The sequence below is a fragment of the Nocardia sp. NPDC005745 genome (assembly GCF_040630775.1).
Lineage (GTDB): Bacteria > Actinomycetota > Actinomycetes > Mycobacteriales > Mycobacteriaceae > Nocardia.
In genome coordinates this window covers 126,718-147,866 of sequence record NZ_JBEXYF010000006.1, presented here as the reverse complement: position 1 = coordinate 147,866, position 21,149 = coordinate 126,718, and the positions used below count along the sequence as shown (strand labels likewise).

19 protein-coding genes are annotated in these 21,149 nt (G+C 66.6%); 6 read left to right on the top strand and 13 right to left on the bottom strand.

Going from position 1 to position 21,149, the window contains the following annotated elements:
• The 4 genes from ABZ420_RS08945 to ABZ420_RS08930 all read right to left on the bottom strand — a co-directional run bounded on the left by ABZ420_RS08945 (window position 1) and on the right by ABZ420_RS08930 (window position 4,027).
• Complete coding sequence (locus ABZ420_RS08945; RefSeq protein ID WP_357119147.1) at window positions 1-1,026, bottom strand: hypothetical protein; 1,026 nt, start codon at window positions 1,024-1,026, stop codon at window positions 1-3.
• Between the two features lie 381 nt (window positions 1,027-1,407).
• Complete coding sequence (locus tag ABZ420_RS08940; RefSeq protein ID WP_357119144.1) at window positions 1,408-1,680, bottom strand: alpha/beta hydrolase; 273 nt, start codon at window positions 1,678-1,680, stop codon at window positions 1,408-1,410.
• Window positions 1,677-2,348, bottom strand: a complete 672-nt coding sequence (locus ABZ420_RS08935; RefSeq protein WP_357119141.1) for an alpha/beta hydrolase — start codon at window positions 2,346-2,348, stop codon at window positions 1,677-1,679. The genes ABZ420_RS08940 and ABZ420_RS08935 overlap by 4 nt, the downstream gene beginning before the upstream one ends.
• Before the next feature lie 698 nt (window positions 2,349-3,046).
• Window positions 3,047-4,027 (bottom strand): alpha/beta fold hydrolase, encoded by a 981-nt coding sequence (locus ABZ420_RS08930; protein ID WP_357119138.1) that lies wholly within the window; start codon window positions 4,025-4,027, stop codon window positions 3,047-3,049.
• Window positions 4,028-4,136: 109 nt separating this feature from the next.
• Between ABZ420_RS08930 and ABZ420_RS08925 the strand changes: the two genes are divergently transcribed.
• Both ABZ420_RS08925 and ABZ420_RS08920 read left to right on the top strand, forming a co-directional pair.
• Window positions 4,137-5,219: a glycosyltransferase family 4 protein gene (locus ABZ420_RS08925; RefSeq protein ID WP_357119430.1), complete on the top strand. Its 1,083-nt coding sequence runs from the start codon at window positions 4,137-4,139 to the stop codon at window positions 5,217-5,219.
• Window positions 5,216-6,130 (top strand): hypothetical protein, encoded by a 915-nt coding sequence (locus tag ABZ420_RS08920; protein ID WP_357119135.1) that lies wholly within the window; start codon window positions 5,216-5,218, stop codon window positions 6,128-6,130. Before ABZ420_RS08925 ends, ABZ420_RS08920 begins: the two co-directional genes overlap by 4 nt.
• Here the strand turns inward: ABZ420_RS08920 and ABZ420_RS08915 are convergent.
• The 4 genes from ABZ420_RS08915 to ABZ420_RS08900 all read right to left on the bottom strand — a co-directional run bounded on the left by ABZ420_RS08915 (window position 6,060) and on the right by ABZ420_RS08900 (window position 11,067).
• Window positions 6,060-7,550 (bottom strand): CocE/NonD family hydrolase, encoded by a 1,491-nt coding sequence (locus ABZ420_RS08915; protein ID WP_357119132.1) that lies wholly within the window; start codon window positions 7,548-7,550, stop codon window positions 6,060-6,062. The genes ABZ420_RS08920 and ABZ420_RS08915 overlap by 71 nt on opposite strands.
• Before the next feature lie 31 nt (window positions 7,551-7,581).
• Complete coding sequence (locus ABZ420_RS08910) at window positions 7,582-8,367, bottom strand: PIG-L family deacetylase (protein ID WP_357119129.1); 786 nt, start codon at window positions 8,365-8,367, stop codon at window positions 7,582-7,584.
• Window positions 8,364-9,074 carry a lysophospholipid acyltransferase family protein gene (locus ABZ420_RS08905; RefSeq protein WP_357119427.1) on the bottom strand — a complete coding sequence of 237 codons (711 nt, stop codon included), beginning with the start codon at window positions 9,072-9,074 and terminating at the stop codon, window positions 8,364-8,366. The genes ABZ420_RS08910 and ABZ420_RS08905 overlap by 4 nt, the downstream gene beginning before the upstream one ends.
• A gap of 616 nt (window positions 9,075-9,690) precedes the next feature.
• Complete coding sequence (locus ABZ420_RS08900) at window positions 9,691-11,067, bottom strand: DEAD/DEAH box helicase (protein WP_357119126.1); 1,377 nt, start codon at window positions 11,065-11,067, stop codon at window positions 9,691-9,693.
• A 485-nt stretch (window positions 11,068-11,552) separates the two neighbouring features.
• On the opposite strand from ABZ420_RS08900, the gene ABZ420_RS08895 reads away from it, so the two are divergent.
• Entirely contained in the window at window positions 11,553-11,972 is a 420-nt protein-coding gene (locus tag ABZ420_RS08895) for an ATP-binding protein (protein ID WP_357119123.1), read from the top strand.
• A gap of 233 nt (window positions 11,973-12,205) precedes the next feature.
• Here the strand turns inward: ABZ420_RS08895 and ABZ420_RS08890 are convergent, their stop codons facing one another.
• A complete protein-coding gene (locus ABZ420_RS08890) occupies window positions 12,206-12,766 on the bottom strand; it encodes a TetR family transcriptional regulator (protein WP_357119120.1) in 561 nt (186 codons plus the stop codon).
• A gap of 181 nt (window positions 12,767-12,947) precedes the next feature.
• Between ABZ420_RS08890 and ABZ420_RS08885 the strand changes: the two genes are divergently transcribed.
• A complete protein-coding gene (locus ABZ420_RS08885; RefSeq protein WP_357119117.1) occupies window positions 12,948-14,177 on the top strand; it encodes an alpha/beta hydrolase in 1,230 nt (409 codons plus the stop codon).
• A gap of 120 nt (window positions 14,178-14,297) precedes the next feature.
• Here ABZ420_RS08885 and ABZ420_RS08880 read toward each other — a convergent pair whose 3' ends face one another.
• Window positions 14,298-15,602, bottom strand: coding sequence for a cytochrome P450 (locus tag ABZ420_RS08880; protein ID WP_357119114.1), 1,305 nt, complete (start codon window positions 15,600-15,602; stop codon window positions 14,298-14,300).
• 297 nt (window positions 15,603-15,899) lie between these two features.
• Here ABZ420_RS08880 and ABZ420_RS08875 point away from each other — a divergent pair, with 297 nt between their 5' ends.
• Window positions 15,900-16,556, top strand: coding sequence for a response regulator transcription factor (locus tag ABZ420_RS08875; RefSeq protein ID WP_357119111.1), 657 nt, complete (start codon window positions 15,900-15,902; stop codon window positions 16,554-16,556).
• 217 nt (window positions 16,557-16,773) lie between these two features.
• On the opposite strand, the gene ABZ420_RS08870 is transcribed toward ABZ420_RS08875, so the two are convergent.
• The 3 genes from ABZ420_RS08870 to ABZ420_RS08860 all read right to left on the bottom strand — a co-directional run bounded on the left by ABZ420_RS08870 (window position 16,774) and on the right by ABZ420_RS08860 (window position 19,681).
• Window positions 16,774-17,301: a nitroreductase/quinone reductase family protein gene (locus ABZ420_RS08870; protein ID WP_357119108.1), complete on the bottom strand. Its 528-nt coding sequence runs from the start codon at window positions 17,299-17,301 to the stop codon at window positions 16,774-16,776.
• Window positions 17,302-17,554: 253 nt separating this feature from the next.
• Window positions 17,555-18,169 (bottom strand): class I SAM-dependent methyltransferase, encoded by a 615-nt coding sequence (locus ABZ420_RS08865; RefSeq protein ID WP_357119105.1) that lies wholly within the window; start codon window positions 18,167-18,169, stop codon window positions 17,555-17,557.
• A gap of 633 nt (window positions 18,170-18,802) precedes the next feature.
• Window positions 18,803-19,681, bottom strand: a complete 879-nt coding sequence (locus ABZ420_RS08860; RefSeq protein ID WP_357119102.1) for a hypothetical protein — start codon at window positions 19,679-19,681, stop codon at window positions 18,803-18,805.
• 349 nt (window positions 19,682-20,030) lie between these two features.
• On the opposite strand from ABZ420_RS08860, the gene ABZ420_RS08855 reads away from it, so the two are divergent.
• Window positions 20,031-21,059 carry a DUF6492 family protein gene (locus ABZ420_RS08855; RefSeq protein WP_357119099.1) on the top strand — a complete coding sequence of 343 codons (1,029 nt, stop codon included), beginning with the start codon at window positions 20,031-20,033 and terminating at the stop codon, window positions 21,057-21,059.
• Window positions 21,060-21,149: the final 90 nt, after the last annotated feature.

Sequence of the window (21,149 nt, the reverse complement as noted above, 5' to 3'; positions counted from 1 at the left end):
CTAGTTCTCGGTGCGGCGATCGGGCGGAACGACCCGTTGCCGATCGGCGGCGATCTGGCGCCGCCGGGCCGCCATCGCATCCGCGGGGGAGGAGCCGGTGGACAGCGCGCGAAAGATGGCTGCCGCGTCCTCGATCGCGTCCCGCGCCCCGACTCCTTCAGCGGGTGTGATGGCGTGATCGGCGTCGCCACACAGGACCACCGGAAGCCGTGGAGCAGCGGCGGCGGCGAAGGGGACGTTGCGCGCATTGGAGACATGCACGGTCTCCGTCTCGGCCAACAGAAGATCTACCACGTCGGAGACGCCCGGGGCGACCGTTCGAATGAGTTCCGCCCACTCCGCTACCAGATGGAAGCCGATGTTCTCGACGGGAAGAGGCGGGCGGGTGACTCTGGCGAACCAAACGGAAAGTCCTTCGTCCCAGAAGTGGCCGAACACGCCCGCCGGGCGGCCGTCCGCATCGATCCGGCCGTCGAAATGCAGCACCGTGCTCTTGGTGCGCAACGCTTGGGCACGCTCGGTACGGCCGTAGAACACAATCTGCCCGGCGTACTCGGGTGTTCGCTCCGGTTCGATCCGGCGGCGGGCGAGGGAGTCGATGCCGTCGGCCGCGATGACGACGTCGTCGGTAGGCAGCCGGGTAGCGCCGCTGTAGAGCACACCCTGGTCGACATCGGTGACCGCAGTGCCGTAATGGAATTCCGCCGCTGTAGCGGCGGCGAATTCGGTCAGCACCGACATGAGTTCGGCGCGCAGGTACAGCCGATGACCACGGCTCGGCCCGAAACGCGCTTCGCGCGGCTGGTATTCGACCCGAAGTGCATCCACTGGATGAGCGACCTCGTCCAGCCGGTCGGCGGGCACGCCGAGGCCGGTGAGCGCGGCGTGCGCACGGTCGTCCAGCACCAGGAATGCACCGGCGCCGACCGATGGCTGAGATTCGTATACCCGGGCCGGAATGCCCTCGCCGCCAAGGGCTCCGGCGAGAGCCGTCCCTGCGATTCCTCCGCCGATGATGGTGACCATGCGCTCAGCGTAGAGCGATATCCGCTGAGCCACTGCCGATCCCCGCATCGACAGCGCAGCGTCTCGTCAGGGACTGCCAGGTCGAATGTGGCTCTGCCGCGACCGGGTTCAGGAACGCAGCGACTGCCGCGTCGGGGAGGTGGTCGCGCTCAGGTGCAACGGTGACGGCGCGGGACGCCTCGGCGTACAGGGTGGCGGCCTGCTCGAGGTCGTCCGCCCGCATCAGTTGCGGGACGACGCCACGGTTCTCGAGCAGGCCGCCGTCACGGAGGGGTGGACACGGCGGCACCTTCGCGGAGCCGGGCCTGGCTACATCCGGAGGGCGGCGTCATGCGGCACTGCGCTGTGAGCCCGATGCTCATGCCGCCGCTGGTGGGGCTGCTACCGAGCAAACCGGGCGATGTCTTTCGCGACGCGCTCTGGTGCTTCGAAGGGGAACGCGTGACCGAGCCCGGGGTAGATCAGCAATTCCGAACCGTTGATGTAGCTGTGTAGCACGCTGGAGTTGGCGGCAGGTTCTTGCTCGTCGTTTTCAGCGCCCAAGATGAGGGTGGGCAGCCGCAGGGCGGGCAGGCTGCTGACGACGTTGGTGGTGGGGTCGAAGAGCCAGCCGGTCATCGCGGCGCGTTGACGGTTGAGGCCGGTCAGGTTCACGCCGACCCGGTTGTGGCGCAGAGCTGTTCGTCGACTCCACGCGGCCAGAGCATCGGGGTGGCCGCTGAAGTACAGCGGGATGACTTGGTCGGCAGGCACAAGCGGGTCGAATGCAGGTATGCCCGGACCAGACTGGGCAGGTCGGGCAGCACCTGCTGTGATCCACCGGGGCCGGTACCCATCAGGATCAGCGCCCCGACGTCATCGGGATGGTCCACAGCCATGCGTTGCGCAACGAATCCTCCGAGGGAGTAGCCGACAACGGTGGGGCGGTTCAGGTGCAGAGCCCGGATCAGGCCGGTGGCCTGATCCGAGAGTTGCGGGACGGTCGAAACGGCCGACGACCCGGCTGGGGTCCGTCCCACGCCGTCGGAGTCGAAGATGACGACGTGGTTGGTCGCGGCCAGTCGGTCGAGCAGCGCCGGGTCCCAGTCGTCCATGCTGAATCCGAGACATGGGGTCAGCAGGAGAGTTGGTCCGTGTCCGAAGCTGCGGTAGGCGATCGGCAATCCAGCGACGGTGACGACGTGGGTGGGTGCTGTCAACGACGGTGACAGGTCGAGGTGATCAGCCGAGTCGATTTCGGTGTGAGCGGGCCGACCGGCCGTGGGGGCGGCGCCAGCAGCGGCGGGAGCGATCAGCACCATGCCGGCGGCCAGGGCCGTCACGACGGCCAGGGTCGGTGTCGGGTGTCGCGAGGCGAGCCGGCCCCGGCGGGGCGTCGGCCCGCGGTCGGGTGTTGCCGTTGTCGGCTGCGGCGGGTGAAAAGCGGACATGTCGGCTCCCTTGTGGTTCCGGACGGGCGGGGTCGAGGCGGTGCTGCGGTGAGACCAGCCGGATGCCTTCGAACTGCGTTCCGCGTGCTGCTCACCCGGCTGAGTGGTCGTGCCGGCCATAAGAGACGCCAACGACCCGAAAGGATTCACTGCGGCTTTCTGCACATCAGCCCCAACGCGGCTGCGCGGGGGTAGGCCACGACGCCGACAGCTGGTGGGTTGCTGCTCGCGGCATACCTCGCCGCGATGGACCTCGACTTCCACCTCGGCACCGAACGAGCACCGGAACTTGCAGCCGCCGTCACCAGAATCGCCGCCCGCTACACAACAGCCACGCGCGAGACTCGAGCGACCGTCGACCCGCTCACCACTGTCCATCCGCACGCGCGGACTGTTGAATCTCGGCACACCTGCGCCAGTGCGATACCGGCCGGCCGGAGTCGTGCGCTTGCACTGTTTTCCGTCGGCTCAGTCCGAAATCACGAAATCCGGCGCGAAGGAGAGCTACCGCACCTAGCCGCTCCTCGGGCGATAACTCGAATAGCGACCTGGGGCTTATCAGTCCGGTGCTGGTCGACTCAGGAATCTCTTCATGATTGCGGGTCTGGTTGGGGAACAGCGCCGCCTTCGGTGAGCATCGGTCGCGGATCGGCACGCTCGCGATCGTCCTCTCCCCCTCGACGGTTCCTCTGTACGCGCGGGACCGGTAGTGCGCTGATGAAGGCGCGCAGATGCCCATCGACGTCGGCTGGTTTGACAATCGAGCTGAGGTGACCGGCATCGGCCACGATCACCAGTTCAGCACCGGGTATCCGGGCGGCGGCGCGCACCTTGTGCCGTAACGGGATCATGCGGTCTTCGGCGCCCGCGATGACCAGGACCTGTGCGCGCCCGAGAGCCGACGAACCAGCGCTGTGGTCACAGGTCGACACATCGGCCAGCAATGACAGCAACGTCATCGTTCGCAGGGAAGCAATGAGCCTGCGGGCGCGATGGAGCGAGACGAACGGCGTGCACCCGCTCGGCGCAGTCCGACGTCCGGCGAGTTCAGGGTGTCGGCGTTCGCTGGTGTCGGTGAGCAGGCGACGCAACGGGGGTATCGCCCACCACAGCACGCGCACCACGGGACCGACGACGAAATCAGGCAGACGCAAGGCGATTGCACCCCACCTTCGGTGAACGCAGTCCAGGAGTGCGACTCCGGCCACCAGGCGGCCGAACAGCTCCGGACGCTGTTCGGCCAAGGCGGACACCGCCATCCCTCCCAGCGAGTGTGCGATGATCACTACCGGACGCTCGGAGGCGATAGCGTCGATGACCGTTCCGATGTCACGCCCTAGCTGCGAGACCGTGGCCCGGCCGGTCGCCGGTTCGTCGGAGCGGCCGTGCCCACGGTGGTCGAACAGCACCATGCGACCCAGGTCGGCGAGAGTCGCGCGCTGACGGCCCCAATAGATCAAGCCGGTATTGATACCGTTGACGAAGAGGAGGGTGTGCGGACCGGCCGGGTCTCCGTCGAGTTCGACATGCAGTCCGACGCCGTCCTCGGTGATGATCCGCATCTCATCCATGCCGAGGATTATGCGTTCAGTTCCGACATTGCTTGCACGCCAGATCTATTCTTCCGAAGGTTGATGACATCCAGGGGGACTTACCGTGGCGCAGGGGCCGACGTTGATAGTGCATCTGACCGATGTTTTCGCGCCCCGGGTCGGGGGCATCGAGGTGCTGGTCGAGTCCCTGGCTCGCGCACAGGCCGCTGTCGGCGAGGAAGTTCACGTCATCACCGCGACCGTCGGCGGCAGCGACTCGGATCTGCCGTTCCGCGTTCATCGACCACGCCGAATGACCGACGTGCGCAGCATACTTCGGCGCCTGCGGCCCAGTGTCGTGCACATACACGTGAGTGTGGCGTCACCGCTGGCGCTGTATTCCGCGCACCACGCGCTTCGGTCGTGTATCCCGCTCGTGATCACGGTGCACAGCATGTGGGATCCCCCGGTCCGGGCCTGCTACAGCGTGATCGGGCGGCTGGCCGGCTGGCACGACGGCATGGTGTTCACGGCGGTGAGTACAGTCGTCGCCGACCAGGTCGGGCGCGCGTTGTCCAGTACCCCCGTCGTAGTGCCCAACGCGGTGGCAACTGATCTGTGGAGGGCGCCGTCCGCGGGTGGCACCGATCTGCATGTCGTTTCGGTGGGCAGGCTGGCCACGCGCAGGCAACCGTTGACGCTGCTCGAGGTGCTGCGGCTGGCGCAGGACCGGCTGGCCGGTGAGGTGCGCGTGCGCGCCACGATTGTCGGCTCGGGACCGCGCCGCGGTGCGATGCTCCGCTATATGCGCAGGCATGGCATGGCCGAGTGGGTGCACTTGGTGGGTTCGCAGGATCATCGGGTGGTGCGCGAGATCTTGGCGTCGGCGGACGTGTACCTGAATGTCACACGTCGCGAGGCCTTCGGGTTGGCAACCCTGGAGGCCCGCACGGCCGGTGTTCCAGTGATCGCTCGATCCGGCACCGGCGTCGCAGATTTTGTCGAGGACGGCCGTGAGGGTTTGCTGGGCCGCTCCACCGAGGACCTCGTCACCGCACTGGTATCGTTGGGCCGGCGACGGACATTGCGGGAACGCATCAGCGCCCATAATCGAGCCGTACCCCCCGCCGAATTCAGTTGGCCTGTCGTATTGGATCGGCTGCGTACCTGCTACGACGATGCCGCACGGCGCGTGATGGCAGCGGCCCACGGGGAGGACACGCTCGGATGATCTCGCCAATACATGTCGCCCGCATCGGGTGGAGCAACGTCGAGCACTTCCGAAAACGGTTCGTCAACACGACGATCAGCGGTTTTGCGCATGACCTCGCGCGGGCCGTACGGCTGCTGCACCAGGATCCGCCGACGCGCACGACGCCTGCCCGCGCCGAGCGCGTGATCATCACGTTGTCGACGGTGCCGCACCGTGTGCGGTACCTGGGTCCGGTGCTGCGCAGCTTGCTCGACCAGACCGAACCCGCCGATCGAGTTGTACTCACCTGGCCGCTGCACTCGCTACGCACGGGTGACCCCTACCCGCAACCGCCGGCACTGCCATCTGGTGTGGAGGTGCTGCGGTGTACGGATCTGGGCCCAGCGACAAAACTGTTGCCCACGCTGCTGGCCGAGCCGGACGCGGTCATCGTGGTGGCCGACGATGACGCGATCTATCCGGAAACGTTCGTCGCGGATCTGCTCGCGGCGCATCGCATGGAGCCGAAGGCCGCTGTGGGAGTGCGGGGATCAAGTGTGCGGTTCGATCGCGACCCACGATACTTCGGACACGTATGCGGAACCGCGGTGTCCGAGGCCACCCCAGTCGATGTGCTGATGGGTATGTGGGGATATCTGATCCCGCCCGGGGCGCTGGACGACGATGTCCACGATTTCGACGGCTGGCCGCCGGAAATGCGATGGCAGGACGACGTGTGGATCTCCGGGCACCTGGCGCGCCGGGGTGTACCGCGGTTGGTGATACCGGTACGCGGGGTGCCGATCGAGGCGGCGGGCGCGTTCGTAGGCGCGCTGCACCACACAGTGAACAGGTCCGGCCGTAACGAGGCCGTCGCCCTCAGCACGTTCCGAGACCGGTGGGGACCGTCGGCAGAATCACCGACGAAAGACCGCTGGGCTCGCGAATGAGCTCGTAGGCGGTCGGGTCCGGCTGCCGCATGTAGCGCGGAACCGCCCCTCCGCACACCTGCACGCGGAGTTGATGTCCAATGGCGAACCGGTGCGCGATCGGCCACAACTCGACCCGGATGTCGTCCTCATCGGTGTGTGGCTCGACCCGCCGAACGCCTTCGCAGATGTTGAGAGATCGCCCATCGGGATGAACGTCGCACACGCGCACGACGACATCGCAAACGCCACGCCCGCACTGCGGGTGTGCGGGGGCTATGCGCAACCGAAGCTCGGCGACCACCGTTCCGATGATCTCGAGCGGTGCGCCGAGCGGGTCGCTGGTGTAGGTCAGAAGGTCGGTCCGACTTTCGATCTGCCGACAGTCCTGTGGCCGAGAGAACCCGACGATCACGGGACCACGGGGAGCGGGCGTGGGGTCCGCAGGGTCGTATCGGAAATGATCGCTACCGGCCTGCTCAGCGGACACACGCGACAGCCGTCCGAACTCACGCAAGTGCCATCGTACGGGACTGGTTCCAGGTGGAGGCCAGGAAGCGTATTCGCGCCAGCGCCGGAGTCCGGTGACGAACAGGCGAACGGGCCTGCGAGACAAGCGATTCTCACCTCCACGCAGGTGGGTGTGGAACCACTGCAGGGCTTCACGATTCGCGACGACGAACTGGCGGAGGTTGTAATGCCCCCATGGTCCGATGGTGAGTCGCGGCGTACCACCAGCCGCACTCAATGCGGCATAGTCGCGAACGAGGCCCGGCAGGAAGATGTCGTACCAGCCGCCGACCAGATGCACCGGGGTTCCGGCGCACTTCGCGGGTGCGCGACCGTGATCGAGAAGTTCCCGCAACGGGCTGCCCGCCCCGATGTCGGCGATCACGGCTTGATAGAAGGAGACCGTTCGACCACCGGTCAGCACATCCAACTCCGCGGCCGGGCGGCCCGACGCGATCGCCCGGCGCGCCCGACGGGGCGCCCGCAGCGCGGTGATGAAGCTGTGATTCGAACACCAGATCAGCACGGACTCCAGCGCAGTCGAACCGCCGATGAAGATCGTGTCGGCCACCGATGAGGACGCGACATGAACTGAAACAGCCCGCAATTCGGGTATATCGGCCGCAATGGCCCAGTGCGCGAACCCCATCGCGCTCATTCCATGCAACGCCAACCGTCCGTCGAACCACACCTGACCTCGAAGCCACTCGATCGTCGCCAACCCGTCGGAACGCTCGGTGCTCAGCGGCAACACATCCTCGGCCGAGCGGCCGCCCTGCACCACCACCTGAAATCCCGCGCACGCGAAGTACAGTCCGTAGATGACGCCGAGCGGCCGACGTCCCATAGGGGATCGCACCAGGATGGTCGGTCCGGGTGCACTGGACGCACGGTAGTACCGGTCGGCGAGCAGGCGTTCACCATCCGGCATCGGAACGGACAGGTCTCTCTCTATCCGGAGGTCAAAAATCACGCTGGACAAACCATTCCGTGCCGCAGATCCGTCGAAACAGCGGCATCGGCAGCCGCTGCAACAAGCGCAGGGTGCGCACGCCGTCACCGCCACCCGCCTGGCTGGCATGGGCCATCATGCTGGCGCGCTTGACGCTCGCATGCCGTCGCACGTCGACCCGGTGGGTGATGTCCGCGCCGGGGACAAAGCTCGCGCTGAACCGATCCATCGCTACCCCCGCGGGCAACAATCCGACAGCGTGTACCAAGCGCAGTACCCTCAGTAACTGATCGCGATCGACTGTCGCCTCCAGCAACAACGGTGTGGCGGCCTGCCGCGCCGCCGCCGCAACCACCCGATGAACCTGCACATGATCGGGATGTCCGTAACCTCCGGATGCGTCATAGGAAGTGACCACCCCGGCCCGCTCCTCGATCAAAAGTGCAGCAAGCCGGTCGGCCGCCTGGGCGACAGGTACGCTGCAGAAGCCCCCTGGCACGTGACCGTCGAGTCCGGAATCCGCGTACCCGAGGAATTCCACCCGGTCGCATCCCAGGACTGCGGCTGATGCCAATGCCTCCCCCTCGCGACGCGCTGCGAGCTGCAGACCTGGTGGCGAGTCCGCAAGTCCTGCGGCGCCATCGGTCGCGAACACGACGACCGTGCGCCGTCCGGCCTCGCTGACCCTGCGCATCGTTCCCGCCGTCAACAGTGATTCGTCGTCAGGATGCGCGTGCACGAAGACCCATGGCGAATCCGGCGCGCCGAGACACTCGACGGGGGTTTGGGATATCACGCTTCGCGCCGATCGCGTGCGGCATTCTCCGCGGCGTCCAGGGCCACAGCCTCGGCAGGGGTGGGTGCGGATCCGCCGAGATGGCGGGGTTGCCACCACTGTCCCGTCCCGGACTGGGGGTATTCCCGCTGTGCCCGGTCCAAAAGTTCCTTCATACGGTCACGCAACTGGATGGTGACGTAGTCCGGGTCGTCGTCAGCGGCGGGAAACGTCGGCTCACCCACGATCACCGTGAGCGGCAGACCCCGCTGAGCGAGCTCGCGGTGGCGCGTGGTCCACAGCCGCTGCGTGCCCCATACAGCCACCGGCACCAGCGGCACCCCGCATCCTGCCGCCAACCGTGCCGCTCCCGTCCGCAACCGCTGGACGGTGAAAGATCGTGCGATCGTCGCTTCCGGAAACACCCCGATGAGCTCCCCTGCGTCGAGCGCGGCGGTCGCGGCGCGGTAGGCCTCGCCATCACCGCCGGAACCGACTGCGATGTGCCGCATCCTGCGCATCGCAGCGCCATATATACGATGGTCGAAATGCTCCTGCGTCGACAGGAACCTGGCCACCCGGCTCCTCTTGTCCGCAGCAAGCGCGATAGCGAAGGGGTCCAAATACGACACGTGATTGCTGGCCACCACCGCACCTCCGACACGGGGCAGGTGTGATTCATCGACTATCCGAGTCCGCAGGCGCAATACGCGCTGACCGGCCTTCACTATGAAAACCGCAACAGGATAGATGATTTCGCTCACAATCCGAATTTAGCCGCTATGGACCGGCACCCAGCTTGCCGGGTCATGCGATCGGTGCTGCCGTACGGCTATCGCCCTACGCTCCGGCTCGACCCGCGGCGTCGGGTCTGGCTCGCTCGCGGCGGTCTCCATCAGTGACCACCCACCTGGACCGGCCCGGGGACGAGTCGCGGGGTAGTTGGGCAGCGGGTGATCGGCTCGGTGATCCGCCGGCTCACCGAGCCGTGTCGGTGATTCGGTGCAGCGATTCGGCGAGATCGCGTCGGGCGGGGGCGTTGCCCGAATCGATGAGGTACTTGGCTGCGAGTCCGTCACCTGCCCTGACCTGCTGCGCACGATGCGTTCGACGTCATGTCCAAGCGTCATGTCCCGGCGTGTCCCTCTTGGCCACGTCCGGATTTCGCGGCTACGCAATCGCACGGCAACCCATCGGGCGCGACTGCCTCGCGCTCGATGGGTTGCCCGCCGGTACCGGCGTCATCGGCCACATTCACCAGCATTCGATGCCCGGTAGCTCAGCGGTGATGCTCAGCGACCCGGCGATCTCGGCCTGCCTGGTGGAGCGACCGAAAAACGGGCCCTATGCGGCCGTTCCGCGCGGGGAGTAACCGCGCGGCTTGGCACGCGACCGACCTTGCGCCGCACTGCCGTTGCCACGGCCGCTGCCTTGGCGCGTTCCGCCACTGCCCCTGCGCGGTCCGCCACTGCTACGGTACGGTCCGCTGCTGCGGCGGTCGTCTTCACGTGCCGCCCGCTCGCTGTAGGAGGGCGCGACGAAGGGGGCAACCGTGCCGACGAGCTCGGCCACCACGGGCGAATCGGCGGTGACTCGCTGCGGGGTCACAGTGATCTTGGCCTTGCGCATGAGGTCGGCCAGGTCGCGTCGTTCACCGGGCAGCACCAGGGTGATCACTTCACCGGAGTTGCCGGCCCGCGCCGTACGGCCCGACCGGTGCAGGTACGCCTTGTGTTCGGCGGGCGGATCAACGTGCACGACCAGTTCGACACCGTCGACGTGCACGCCGCGCGCGGCCACATCGGTCGCCACCAGCACGAGGGCATCACCGGCGGCGAAGACCGCGAGGTTGCGGTCGCGGGCGCCCTGCGAGAGGTTGCCGTGCAGATCGACGGCCGGAATTCCGGCGAGGGTCAGTTGCTTGGCCAGTTTGCGAGCCTGATGTTTGGTGCGCATGAACAGGATTCGCCGACCGGAGCCCGAGGCGAGCCGGTGTACGACCTCGCGCTTGGCTTCGACGCTCGAGGTTTCGAAAACGTGATGGGTCATGGCGGCGACCGGGGAGTTCGCCTCATCGACGGAATGCAGCTTCGCATCCGGCAGGAAGCGGCTGACCAGCTTGTTGACGCCGTTGTCCAGGGTGGCCGAGAACAGCAAGCGCTGACCGTCGTTCGGGGTGGCCGCGAGAATGCGGGTCACGCCTGGCAGGAACCCGAGGTCGGCCATGTGATCGGCCTCATCGATAACGGTGACCTCGACGGCATCCAGGGAGATCAGACGTTGGTTCATCAGATCCTCGAGCCGGCCGGGGCAGGCGACGACAATGTCGACACCGGCGCGCAGCGCCCGGACCTGCCGGTTCTGCGGGACCCCACCGAAGATCGTGGTGACGGTCATGCGATAGGCCGCGGCGAGGGGTTCCAGCGCGGCCGTGATCTGGCTGGCCAATTCCCGAGTCGGCGCCAGCACCAGGCCGGTCGGGCGGCTCGGTGCGCGCCTACCGGCGAGACCACCGCCGAGACGGTCGACCATCGGGATGGCGAAGGCGAGCGTCTTGCCGCTGCCGGTCCGGCCACGGCCCAGCACGTCGCGTCCGGCCAGGGAATCGGGCAGGGTGTCGGTCTGGATCGGAAAAGGTTCGGTGATCCCGGCGCGAGTCAACGCCTTCACCAGCGGTGCGCTCACACCGAGCGCGGCGAAAGTGATGTCAGCAGAACTCATAGGTGTTGCGGTGCCTTTCGGACATCAGGTGGTGCCCGAGCCGTCTGTGGACCTTCCGGGTCCGCGCCGGGGCACGAAATGGCGAGATTGCCGATGGGCAAAATCGATCGCCGTAAGAAGAGCGGATGCGGCAAGCGCTGGTTGCGAAGCGAATGCGATCTACGACGCTTGGCGTGACTTGTCACGCACTTGATCGACAATAGCCTGTGATGGGCGGTTCGCACTCATCGGGTGAGGTTTCTCGCTTTCGGCCAGGGCTGGGCCGCCAGGCTGAGGTTCGAATCCGAGTGTCGACCTCAGGGTTCACGGAACCGGCGGGGTCGCACGGCGGAGGTGTCGCGAAAGGATTGTTTGCGACACCTCGTTGATGCTCCGGTGAGTGTGGGGTGCGTGGTTTTCGCGGGGTGCGGTGGGGGTATGTCGTCGCCGAGTAGGGCCGTCCGTGTGGAGGCCGGTACTGGACGAGTGGAAGGAGGGGGTGCAGGGTGGGCGTTTCGACACTGGTTCCGGCGCGTACCGGTGACCGCGTGGACGGCGTTGTTGTGGAGTTGGATCTCGAGGCCGTCTCATTGGGGCAGGTACGGGCCGCGGTGCGGCGCCTGCTCGAGCATGCCACTGGTATCGGCGTCGAGGACGCGGTGCAGGTGTGTGACGAGTTGGCCGCCAACGCTGTCGTGCATGCCAGCGCCCCGCGCGGGTGCCGGTTGATCAGGGCTGGTCGCGGCTGGTTTCGTGTGGAGGCCGACGACGGCTCACGCGCGCCGGCACGCATCCGCGAACCTGATCACACCGGCGGGCGCGGGTTGATCCTGGTCGATGAACTGGCCACATGCTGGGGTGTGAACTATCACGGCGGCGGCAAAACAGTGTGGGCCGAACTCGGCGCCCGGTGTGGGGGCTGGTGAGGTTCAGCTGTCGGGGTCCGTGCGGGTGGGTCTTGTCGGGAGAATTCGAGGGCTTCGGCGAGCTGGTCTTCCAGGACGATGATCCGGCATGCCGCCTCCAGCGGGGTGCCCTGAGCAGGCCGGAGGCATGTTGCTGCGGGCGTCGCGAGCGCGGTCATGCTTTCTTGTTGATCCCAGTTCACCGGCAATCGGTGCGCACTGCCGATACCGAGGGGCGCTGACCGCCTCTCCGGTCAACGGCGCGCCGGTTCGATGTCGAGCGCGCGTTGGAGCTGACTGGCCCACCAGCGCAGCTGAGCGGTCGAGTCTTGTGCTGCGGCGCCGGTGATGCCGGCGCTCCGACGGAAGTCGCTGCCGTAGAGGGGCTCGGTTGCCATCGCCTGGTGAAGGGCCGCGACCGCGAGTCGTGTCTCGTCGAGAGAACTTCCGGGGGGCCGACTCCGATGGAGAGCGTCGACGACCGGGTCGAGCATGCCGGCGCCACGGTCGCGCCATCCCGCCGCGTGCAGCGCCACCGCGAGTTCGCCATAGCCGCCCCGATACACGGTCCCGAGGGACTCGATGAGGTCGAGGAGATCGGTGCCGTGCTCCAGCCATGCGGCGATGACGTCTTGCAGCGCGGCCCGAAGCCGGCGTCCACCGTGACGAAGGAGTTCGGCGAGCAGCTTCTCGCGATTGCCGAAGTGATGCGTGACGCCGGCGTCGGTCATCCCGACCCGCGCTGCTACCGCGCGCACCTGTACAGCGGCGACGCCTCCCTCGCTCAGCAGCGAAGCCGCGGCATCGAGGATCAACCGGCGGGCTTCATCCGGTGATCTGCGCGTTCTCGGGTTGGTCACGGCCGGAATCTTACCTTGACTTGCCAAGGTTCTACCGCGTACCGTTACCTGGACATCTCAAGGTAGATCGGAGGGGCATGTAGATGTTCGAAATCGCAGAGCTGAGCGGGGAATTCGGCCAGGAGGTGGATCGGCGATGACAGACATGAGCCTCGAGCTGCACGACGTAACACTTCGAGCCACGGTGACCGGCACGGGGCCCACGGTCCTGTTGCTTCACGCGGGCGAAGAGCGTCGCGACGTCTGGGCACCGGTCGCGGAGGGGATGACCGAGTGCGGACTGCGGACGGTGGCCTTCGATCTACGCGGCCACGGCGAGAGTTCCGGGCGGGCGACCACTTTGCGGGCGATCGCCGATGACGTGATCGAGATGGTGGCTCGCGAACCGGCGCCGATCGTCGTGGTGGGCGCCTCCCTCGGCGGGTTCGCCGCCGTCACCGCCCTCGCGGAGCGGTCCGTCGCGCAGCGCGTCGCCGGCCTCGTGCTCGTGGACGTCGTTCCTGATGTCGATGCGGATCGGGCCCGCCGCTGGCTCGACGACCACGGGCTACTCGCGCGCAACACCCAGCTCACCGATGACATTCTCGCGTCCCGCTCCGAGCTCCACGCGATCATCGCGGCATCGGACCTGCCCATCCTGCTCGTGCGGGGAGGGCGGCATTCCCCGCTCGGCGACGCCGACGTGGACCGGCTACGCACGGCCAACAGACGCGTCACCGTTACCCGCGTACCGGACGCCGGGCATCTCGTCGCTCGCGACGCCCCCGGGGAACTCGCCCGCATCGTCTCCACGCACGCCACCAGGTGGCTCGGTACCGACGACGTCGTCCGTCGCGCGTTCGAGCTGCAGCGCACGCTCGGCGCCGAACGGATCGATCACCCAGGCGGGACCCTTTTCGAGCACCTTCGCCGGGTGCACGCCCTCACCGTCGAATGGAACGCGGCGCCACGAACCCGCCTGGCGTCGATCTGTCACGCGTCATACGGCACCGACGGGTTCCGGCACGCCCTGCTGCCGACCACGGATGACCAACAGCTGTGCCACGTCATCGGCCCTGACGCGGCGGCGCTGGTGTACCTCTACGGCGCATGCGATCGCTCGCGCACCTACCGCGAGCTCGGCCGACGGCCCTTGCCCGTGATCGATAGATTCACCGGCGGATCGAAGACGATCGAAGGAACCGAACTCCGTGATTTCGCCGTCCTGACCATCGCCAACGAACTCGACATCGCCCGCCACGCGCAGCTGCCCCCGTGGATTCGCAACGATATCCGTGACCTCGTCGCCGCGCTGGCCACTTACGCGCCGGAGGAGGCGGCGGTAGCTCTCGCCGATGAAGCGCTCGCTCGAACGGATGCCGAGTGAGCCCGACCGGCTACTCGTGTCCGCAGTTGAAGAGGTCGGACCACCGCAGCGGCCGAAAAGCAGTCCGCGCCGACGCGGTGAACCCTGTTCCGGTCGGCGAACACACGCCGCAGGTGCCGGTCAGCCGGTGGACTGGTGGCTGCGGACGCGCGGACCGGTGTGGGCGGGAAGGTGCTCGTAACCGTGCAGGGTGAACAATGGCCGTCGGGTGGGCGGATCGGTCAATCGCAGGTCCGGAAACGCCTCGAACAGGGCGCGCAGAGCGTGCGCCGCTTCCATACGAGCCAGAGCCGCGCCCAGGCACACATGGGCACCGCTGCTGAAGGAGAGATGATTCTTGGCGTTGTCCCGGGTGATGTCGAAACGAGCAGGGTCGGTGAACACGGCGGGGTCGCGGTTCGCGCCGGCCAGCGACAGCACCACGGTCGACCCCGCGCGCAACCGGGTACCGCCGATCTCCAGCGCTGTCCGGGTGGTGCGAGCGGTGGTTTGCACCGGCGGATCGATCCGCAGGATCTCCTCGACCGCATTGGGCCAGAGTTCTGGCTCGGCGCGCAACCGGTCCACCTGATCGGGGTGGCGCAGCAGCCAGACGATGCCCTTGCCGATCAGGTTCACCGTGGTCTCGAAACCCGCGGCCATCAGCAGGGTCGCCGACGCGCACAGCTCGTAGGTGGACAGATCGCCCGCGGCGACCAGGCTGCTGAGAATATCGTCGCCGGGTTCGGCGCGGAGTCGCTCCACGTGCTCGAGGAGATACCGGTACACCCGCTCCGACGATTCCATCGCCCGCTGGTGCGTTCGCCAGGAGATCCCGAGGTCGAGCAACGGACTGATGTCGTCGCCCCAGCGCAGGAACATCTCGCGATCGGAGTCCGGGAAGCCGAGCATTTCGGAGATGATGGCGATGGGCACCTGTGCCGCGTACCGCCCCACCAGATCGGTGGGGCCGTCGTCGGGCAGCGCCGCGAGCAGTTCCTCGGTGACCGACTCGATCCTGTCGCGCAGCCGGGCGACGGCACGCGGGGTGAAGGCCGCAGTGACCGGTTTGCGCATCCGGGCGTGCTCGGCCTCGTCGAGCACCAGCATCGACGGCGGATCCACCGGATTCGGTGGGAGGGGCCGACGCTCCAGCGCGCGCGACAAGGGCTGCGGTATACCGAACACGGTCGGTATACCGACACCGAAACGGTTGTCGCGCAAAATCTCCCGGACCATATGATGATCGAAGGTGGTCCACACCGGAAGGGTGCGGTGCAATCCGCCCTCTCCGCGCATTTCCTCGATCAGAGCGTACGGATTCTCGATACCCTCCGCGCTGCCGATCAACCGAGCGAACAGATCACCACGACGGAGCAGCATCGTGTTGAACAGGCGGATCAACCCGTGATTGTTGACCCACCGATACGCGTAATGCGGTTTCATCGAGCCCCTCCATCGTCGAACGGTCGCAGCCCTTTGGGCGTAACGAATATCACAGGTTTCGCGGTATTCGACGAAGTGACATCTCGAGACATGCCGTGGTAATAGCCGTTGCCTTCGCAACGTGCGCGCACTGACATCGGCGGCTACGCCTGCACGCACCACGATCGCGACGTCATCGGATCCGATGGCGTCGAAGGCATCTGTCAAGAGACCTCGGTCCCCATCCGAGGTTCCAACTTCCAGATACGCCGGCCAGGGACTCCGTAACCTGTGGGTGACCATACGAAGGGGTTGTCCATGATCAAGGTGTTCCTGGTCGACGACCACGAGATCGTCCGCCGCGGCGTTGCGGACCTCGTCGACCTCGAGCCCGACCTGGATGTCGTCGGCGAAGCGGGCGGCTACTCGCAAGCATTGGCCCGCATTCCCGCGCTCCGCCCCGACGTTGCCGTGCTGGACGTGCGATTACCCGACGGCAACGGCATCGAACTGTGCCGCGAACTACTCGCGGTCGATCCGGGCCTGCGCTGCCTGATCCTCACCTCCTTCACCGACGAACAGGCCAAGCTCGATGCCATCCTGGCCGGGGCAGGCGGGTACGTCGTCAAAGACATCAAGAGCCTCGAACTCATCGATGCCATCCGTGCCGTCGGAGACGGTCGATCGCTGCTGGACAACCGTGCGACCGCCACGCTCACGGCCAAGCTCCGTGCCGAAGCGGAGACCGGCCCGCTCGCCGGCCTCACCGTCCAGGAACGCACCCTTCTCGCGTTACTCGCAGAAGGATTGACCAACCGGCAGATCGCCGGCCGAATGTTCCTGGCAGAGAAGACCGTCAAGAACTACGTCTCGAGACTGCTGAGCAAACTCGGTGTCGAACGCCGCACTCAAGCCGCGGTACTCGCCTCCAAGCTGAAACAGCCAGAAGGACAAGATCGACAGACTCGGCCGTAACCGCACGAAGCACTACCGGCGAGGGGCCCTCGGCCACCTCCTGCCGGGTCATCGGTGACTTAGCGCGAACCACGGCCGCCGGGACGACGCTGATGACATGTTTGGGCGAGCCACCCTCCGCACCCCCCGAGCCGGTCGCGGATCTACTACTGGAACCTGGAAACGTCCCGCCAAGCCGCAAGGCCTCATGGGGGTGTGCGAAGCTCTTCCCTTCACATCACGCAGCCGCAGGAGCTTCGCCAGCTGGCGTCGGCCCGAGCTGGCCTGCGGGGTCGATCCGGAAGACCGGGTACCGGTCCGCGATCCGCGCGAACTCACCGAGTGCGGCGGTGCGATAGATCGGAAAGTGCGGACGGGCGCCGGGAGCCACCGCGAGGCAACGGCGCAGGATCGGCGCCCGCTCCCCCACTTCCACCTCGGTGAGCTGCACCGCTTCACGACCGCGCCGGTGCAGGAACGCGCGGCCGTGAGCCGCGCAGACGTTGCGCACCCACCCCGCGTCCCGGCCGAGCATCGACACCAGGTATCGCTGTCCCTCGTACTCGGCGACCACGATCGGCAGCTTCACCGGGCGCCCGGTGCGCCGACCGACCACTTCCAGGGTCATCGCATAGCCCGGGGACAGCACACCCGCCGAATACATCCATTCCGATGCCCGGTTCAGCACCCGGGCCAGCGTCCCCGGCCGGTTGTCCTGATACATCCGTCGTTTCGTCGCATACAGCAGATCCCGCACAGTGCCCATGCAGCCCACCTCCTCGTGTGCTTCAGCAGCACCGCAAGACGGTACCGGATCTCTCGCGTGCCTATGGTCTCCCGATGTGTTCGGCAAGCCCGCGCGATCTTCGCTATACCGGCATAGACATCGAACTGATCGAGCTGATCCACACTGCGCAGCGCGAATTCACCGATCGAGCGCGGGTGCCGGGCACGTAGGCCGCGTCATCCGGCTGCCCGTGGCCGAGGAAATCCTGTCCAGCGGAATCGATCTTAAGCTTTCAGCTTGCGCGCGAGAACACCGCCACCAGAAAGTCGGACTCGTCGGTGAATGGGCGTAGGTCCCACGTGGAAAGCCGCAAATCCATTGTGAGTCCGACGTTCTCGGCGTCGGCCGAGAACTGCGCGAACTCGTAACCGCGATCGGCACCGAAGCCCACAACCACCCGACCGGTCAGGGCGAGGTGGCGGGCGAACCCGGCCAGCACCGCCTCCCGGGTGGACGGCGCCAGAAATGTCATCACGTTCCCCGCGCACACGACGACATCGAAGTCGGCGGCGATCCCACGTCCCGGCAAGTCCAACTCGGCGAGATCACCGACTACCCAGGTCGGCCCGGGGTGGTCCTGCTCCGCCGCGGCGATCAACACCGGATCGACGTCGACCCCGACCACCGCATGACCAGCTCGATGCAAGTAGCCACCCACACGTCCCGGCCCGCACCCCGCATCCAGGACTCGCCCCCCACGGTCGAGCATCGCGTCGACCATACGCGCCTCCCCGACGATATCCCTGCCCTCAGCCGCCATTGCGCGGAACCGCTCCACGTACCACGTCGAATGCGCAGGGTCAGCAGCAGTGATCTCCTCCCACTGGCTGGGCGTACGTCCGCTCATCCTCTGTTCCTCCTCACCGGGCCCCCTCCGCTCCACTGTGCCACCGCCGCGCCGATCCTTGGTGCGCGCCCCGACCGCACCCGCCGCCGCTTGATATCCACCGGACCTACACAGCCTCGGCCACATGACACCCGCCGCTCGCGGAATCGAACTGGATTCCGGTGCCGCGCTCGTCGATTCGATCCACACCAGATCGCCGGGCTTGCCGTGGTGGTTCCCAAGGGGGCGCCAACGCACACTGTGCGAGTTGGTCGACGACCGCGGCCCGGAACTCGTCCTTGGGCATCGGTGTCCAGTCGGCCTGATACATGACGTCGAGCTGGACGGGGGCGACCAACCACCGCCTCGAGTGAGGACCGAGACCCTCGGCGTTCTCAAGGGGCCAGGGTACGTTCGGTTCATTGCAGGACACCTTCCGCCCCCGACTGGGCGCGCGGAGGTCGTGTGTTCGGCAAGCGGACCGTGGGTGTCGGCGTGGGTGCAATCATCGGTCGCCGTCCGGTCACTGCTCCTCGCCCGGACTACTGAGCCGCCTCGGGGCGTGCGGCCGCCGACTCCATCAGTACTGCCGTCCTGTTCGCGAGATCGTCGTGGACCTCGGTTGCAAGCCCTGGTCGAGCTCTCGCCGACATCTCAATGCTTCGGCGCGGGGTTGATTGTGTCGCCGTACCAGCTCAGATCCGATTCCTCGGCGATCTCGAAGGCCTCGAAACGATCGTCGGCCAAAACCGCGTCGATCAAAGCCCGTGAGCCGGCGACGATCGTGGAGTCGAAGTCGATCTCGCTGGCTACGACCCATGCGTGGTCGGCGGGCCACAGCAGCTGGGGCGTCACTCCGGGGAAGTCGGTCGTCCATCCCAGGCCCGCCGCATGCACCCAGCTGGGGTCGGCGAGTTCGGAGAGACTGGTGTCGAACAGCATGAAGTCGCGTCCCGGCCACTGCAGGAAAGGCCCTGCCTCGACCGCCCGTCTGACCTGCGGCGAGACCGACCCAGCCAGCTCGGCGTCGATTCGAGCTCGCTCGCGCTCGACGTTCTGCGGATCGCCGTCGGTGGACGCGACGAACACCGCACCCGAGGATGTGTTCAGCTCGCCGAATCCATTCCATACTCCAGCCGTCACCTCTTCCGGTGCCTCGGTGGCTGCGCGAAGGTGGACAGTGAGCGCGGCCAGCAGGCTCGGGTCGAACCACCCCTCGACAGTCTGGCCGACTCTCCAGCCGTCATCGAATGACATCGCCGCTTCGTCCTCACCATCGGTGAGGTTGCGCCACTGCACCAGCGGATGCATCACTCTGCCGTTGCGCACGGCGACCTCGGCCCACGGCCACATCGCCTCCTCCACGATCTCGGGCCACTCGTCGGTGACAGTGAAGTCGCGGCGGGTCGCGTCGACCGGGTGCAGGATTCGCGCATAAGCCTCGAAGCCGGTACCAGCGACACCGCCGGCCCCGTGTTCGCCGACACGCGCCAGCAGCCACCCACCACGCTCCAAATCCGTTGTGAACTCCACCCAGCCAGCCTAATGAGCCACGCCAGTCGGGCAGCTCTGTCCGAAGTCAGCTCCGGTCGGTGCGGCCGCCGTCTGCGCCCCGCCCGCCTACGCGTTCTCATAAGCGTCGAGCAGCCTGCGGAAGGTGCGAACTTCGCCGCGGTCACGGCTCTTCTCGCGCGAGGACTCGAGTGGGCCCTCACATTCGACGCCGACATCTACCGCGGCCGCAACGCCGTCGAACGCGGCGCGCTTTCGGCAGGATGGCAGATTGACCCGCTGCGCAGAGCGACGAAAATCGCTGGCGTTCCGGCGCTTTCCGAGCGCGAATCCTGGCTATGGTTACCAGTGCCGACCCAGCCTACGGAGTGTGAACGTGGCCACCGACACTGCGCCCCTACCGGCAATCGACGTCATGATCCCGGTAGCGACCAAGGACCTGCTCAGCCTCGACGCCTGTATCACCGGGCTGAGGGCACACTGCCGTAATCCGATCCGATCGGTGAATGTCGTCGGGTCCGCGCGACTGCTCGCACAGGTGCGGACCGAGCACGTGGTGCAGTGGATCGATGAGGAAGCGGTCTCGCCCACACCGGCCGCCATCGAGGCGACCCTGCGGAGATCGGGTGGCCATCACCGCAATTCGTCGTGGTATTTCCAGCAGCTGCTCAAACTGCACTGCTTCCGCATCCTGCCGAGCACGGGCCGACACCTCCTGGTGCTCGATGCGGACTACGCGATCGTCGACGATGTCGTATTCGTCGAAAACGATGGCAAATCCTGTCTGGCGTTCGGATACCCGCTGCAATGGCGCCTCGACACCCGTCGGCACGCGATCCCTGACCGCCACTCCGCGATCACCGCCTCGACTCGGTTACTTGCCGAGTGGCAGCCGGTCGACCCCTACAGCGGGATGCAGCATCACATGGTGTTCGACAGGCAGATACTCGCGGACCTGATGCGGCGAGTCGAGGATCAGCACGAGAGACCGTTCTGGGAGGCATTCCTGGCCACGGTAGAGCACGAGAAGTGGACCGGCGCTTCGGAGTATGTGCTCTACCGCCACTTCGCTGCGAGATTCTTTGCGGGGCAGATCCGGTCGCGGCACCTCGACGCCATCGATATCATCCAGCCGGCCGAACAGGCCTTGTGGACCCTGAGGGACGCTGTGGCCAGCATCCGCTGGTCGGGAGTCAAGGCGATCGGATGCCACAGTTTTCTCAACTACCGCGATCGAATCGCCACCATGGACTACATCCCCGATCAGTTACGCAGAAAGCTGCAAGCAACCTCCGGGGCACTGATGCTCGACCTCGACCAAGGTGTCCTTCACATCGCCCCCGCAACTCGATCCCTGAGCGGCGCCGAGCGTCTGGATCGAACCGCAGGTCTCAGGTGAGGTACTTATGGACGCCTCGTTACGCGAGTATGTTTCCGCCTACCGACGCTCCCCGGTCCGGCTCGTGATGACCTCGCCCGGGGGCAAGCG

Excerpts from the sequence above, each read along its gene's own strand:
- ABZ420_RS08900 (WP_357119126.1), bottom strand. The coding sequence starts at position 11,067 with ATGAGTTCTGCTGACATCACTTTCGCCGCGCTCGGTGTGAGCGCACCG.
- ABZ420_RS08865 (WP_357119105.1), bottom strand. The coding sequence starts at position 18,169 with ATGAGCGGACGTACGCCCAGCCAGTGGGAGGAGATCACTGCTGCTGAC.
- ABZ420_RS08930 (WP_357119138.1), bottom strand. The coding sequence starts at position 4,027 with ATGGATGAGATGCGGATCATCACCGAGGACGGCGTCGGACTGCATGTC.
- ABZ420_RS08875 (WP_357119111.1), top strand. The coding sequence starts at position 15,900 with ATGATCAAGGTGTTCCTGGTCGACGACCACGAGATCGTCCGCCGCGGC.
- ABZ420_RS08880 (WP_357119114.1), bottom strand. The coding sequence starts at position 15,602 with ATGAAACCGCATTACGCGTATCGGTGGGTCAACAATCACGGGTTGATC.
- ABZ420_RS08915 (WP_357119132.1), bottom strand. The coding sequence starts at position 7,550 with ATGCCGGATGGTGAACGCCTGCTCGCCGACCGGTACTACCGTGCGTCC.
- ABZ420_RS08870 (WP_357119108.1), bottom strand. The coding sequence starts at position 17,301 with ATGGGCACTGTGCGGGATCTGCTGTATGCGACGAAACGACGGATGTAT.
- ABZ420_RS08885 (WP_357119117.1), top strand. The coding sequence starts at position 12,948 with ATGACAGACATGAGCCTCGAGCTGCACGACGTAACACTTCGAGCCACG.
- ABZ420_RS08920 (WP_357119135.1), top strand. The coding sequence starts at position 5,216 with ATGATCTCGCCAATACATGTCGCCCGCATCGGGTGGAGCAACGTCGAG.
- ABZ420_RS08945 (WP_357119147.1), bottom strand. The coding sequence starts at position 1,026 with ATGGTCACCATCATCGGCGGAGGAATCGCAGGGACGGCTCTCGCCGGA.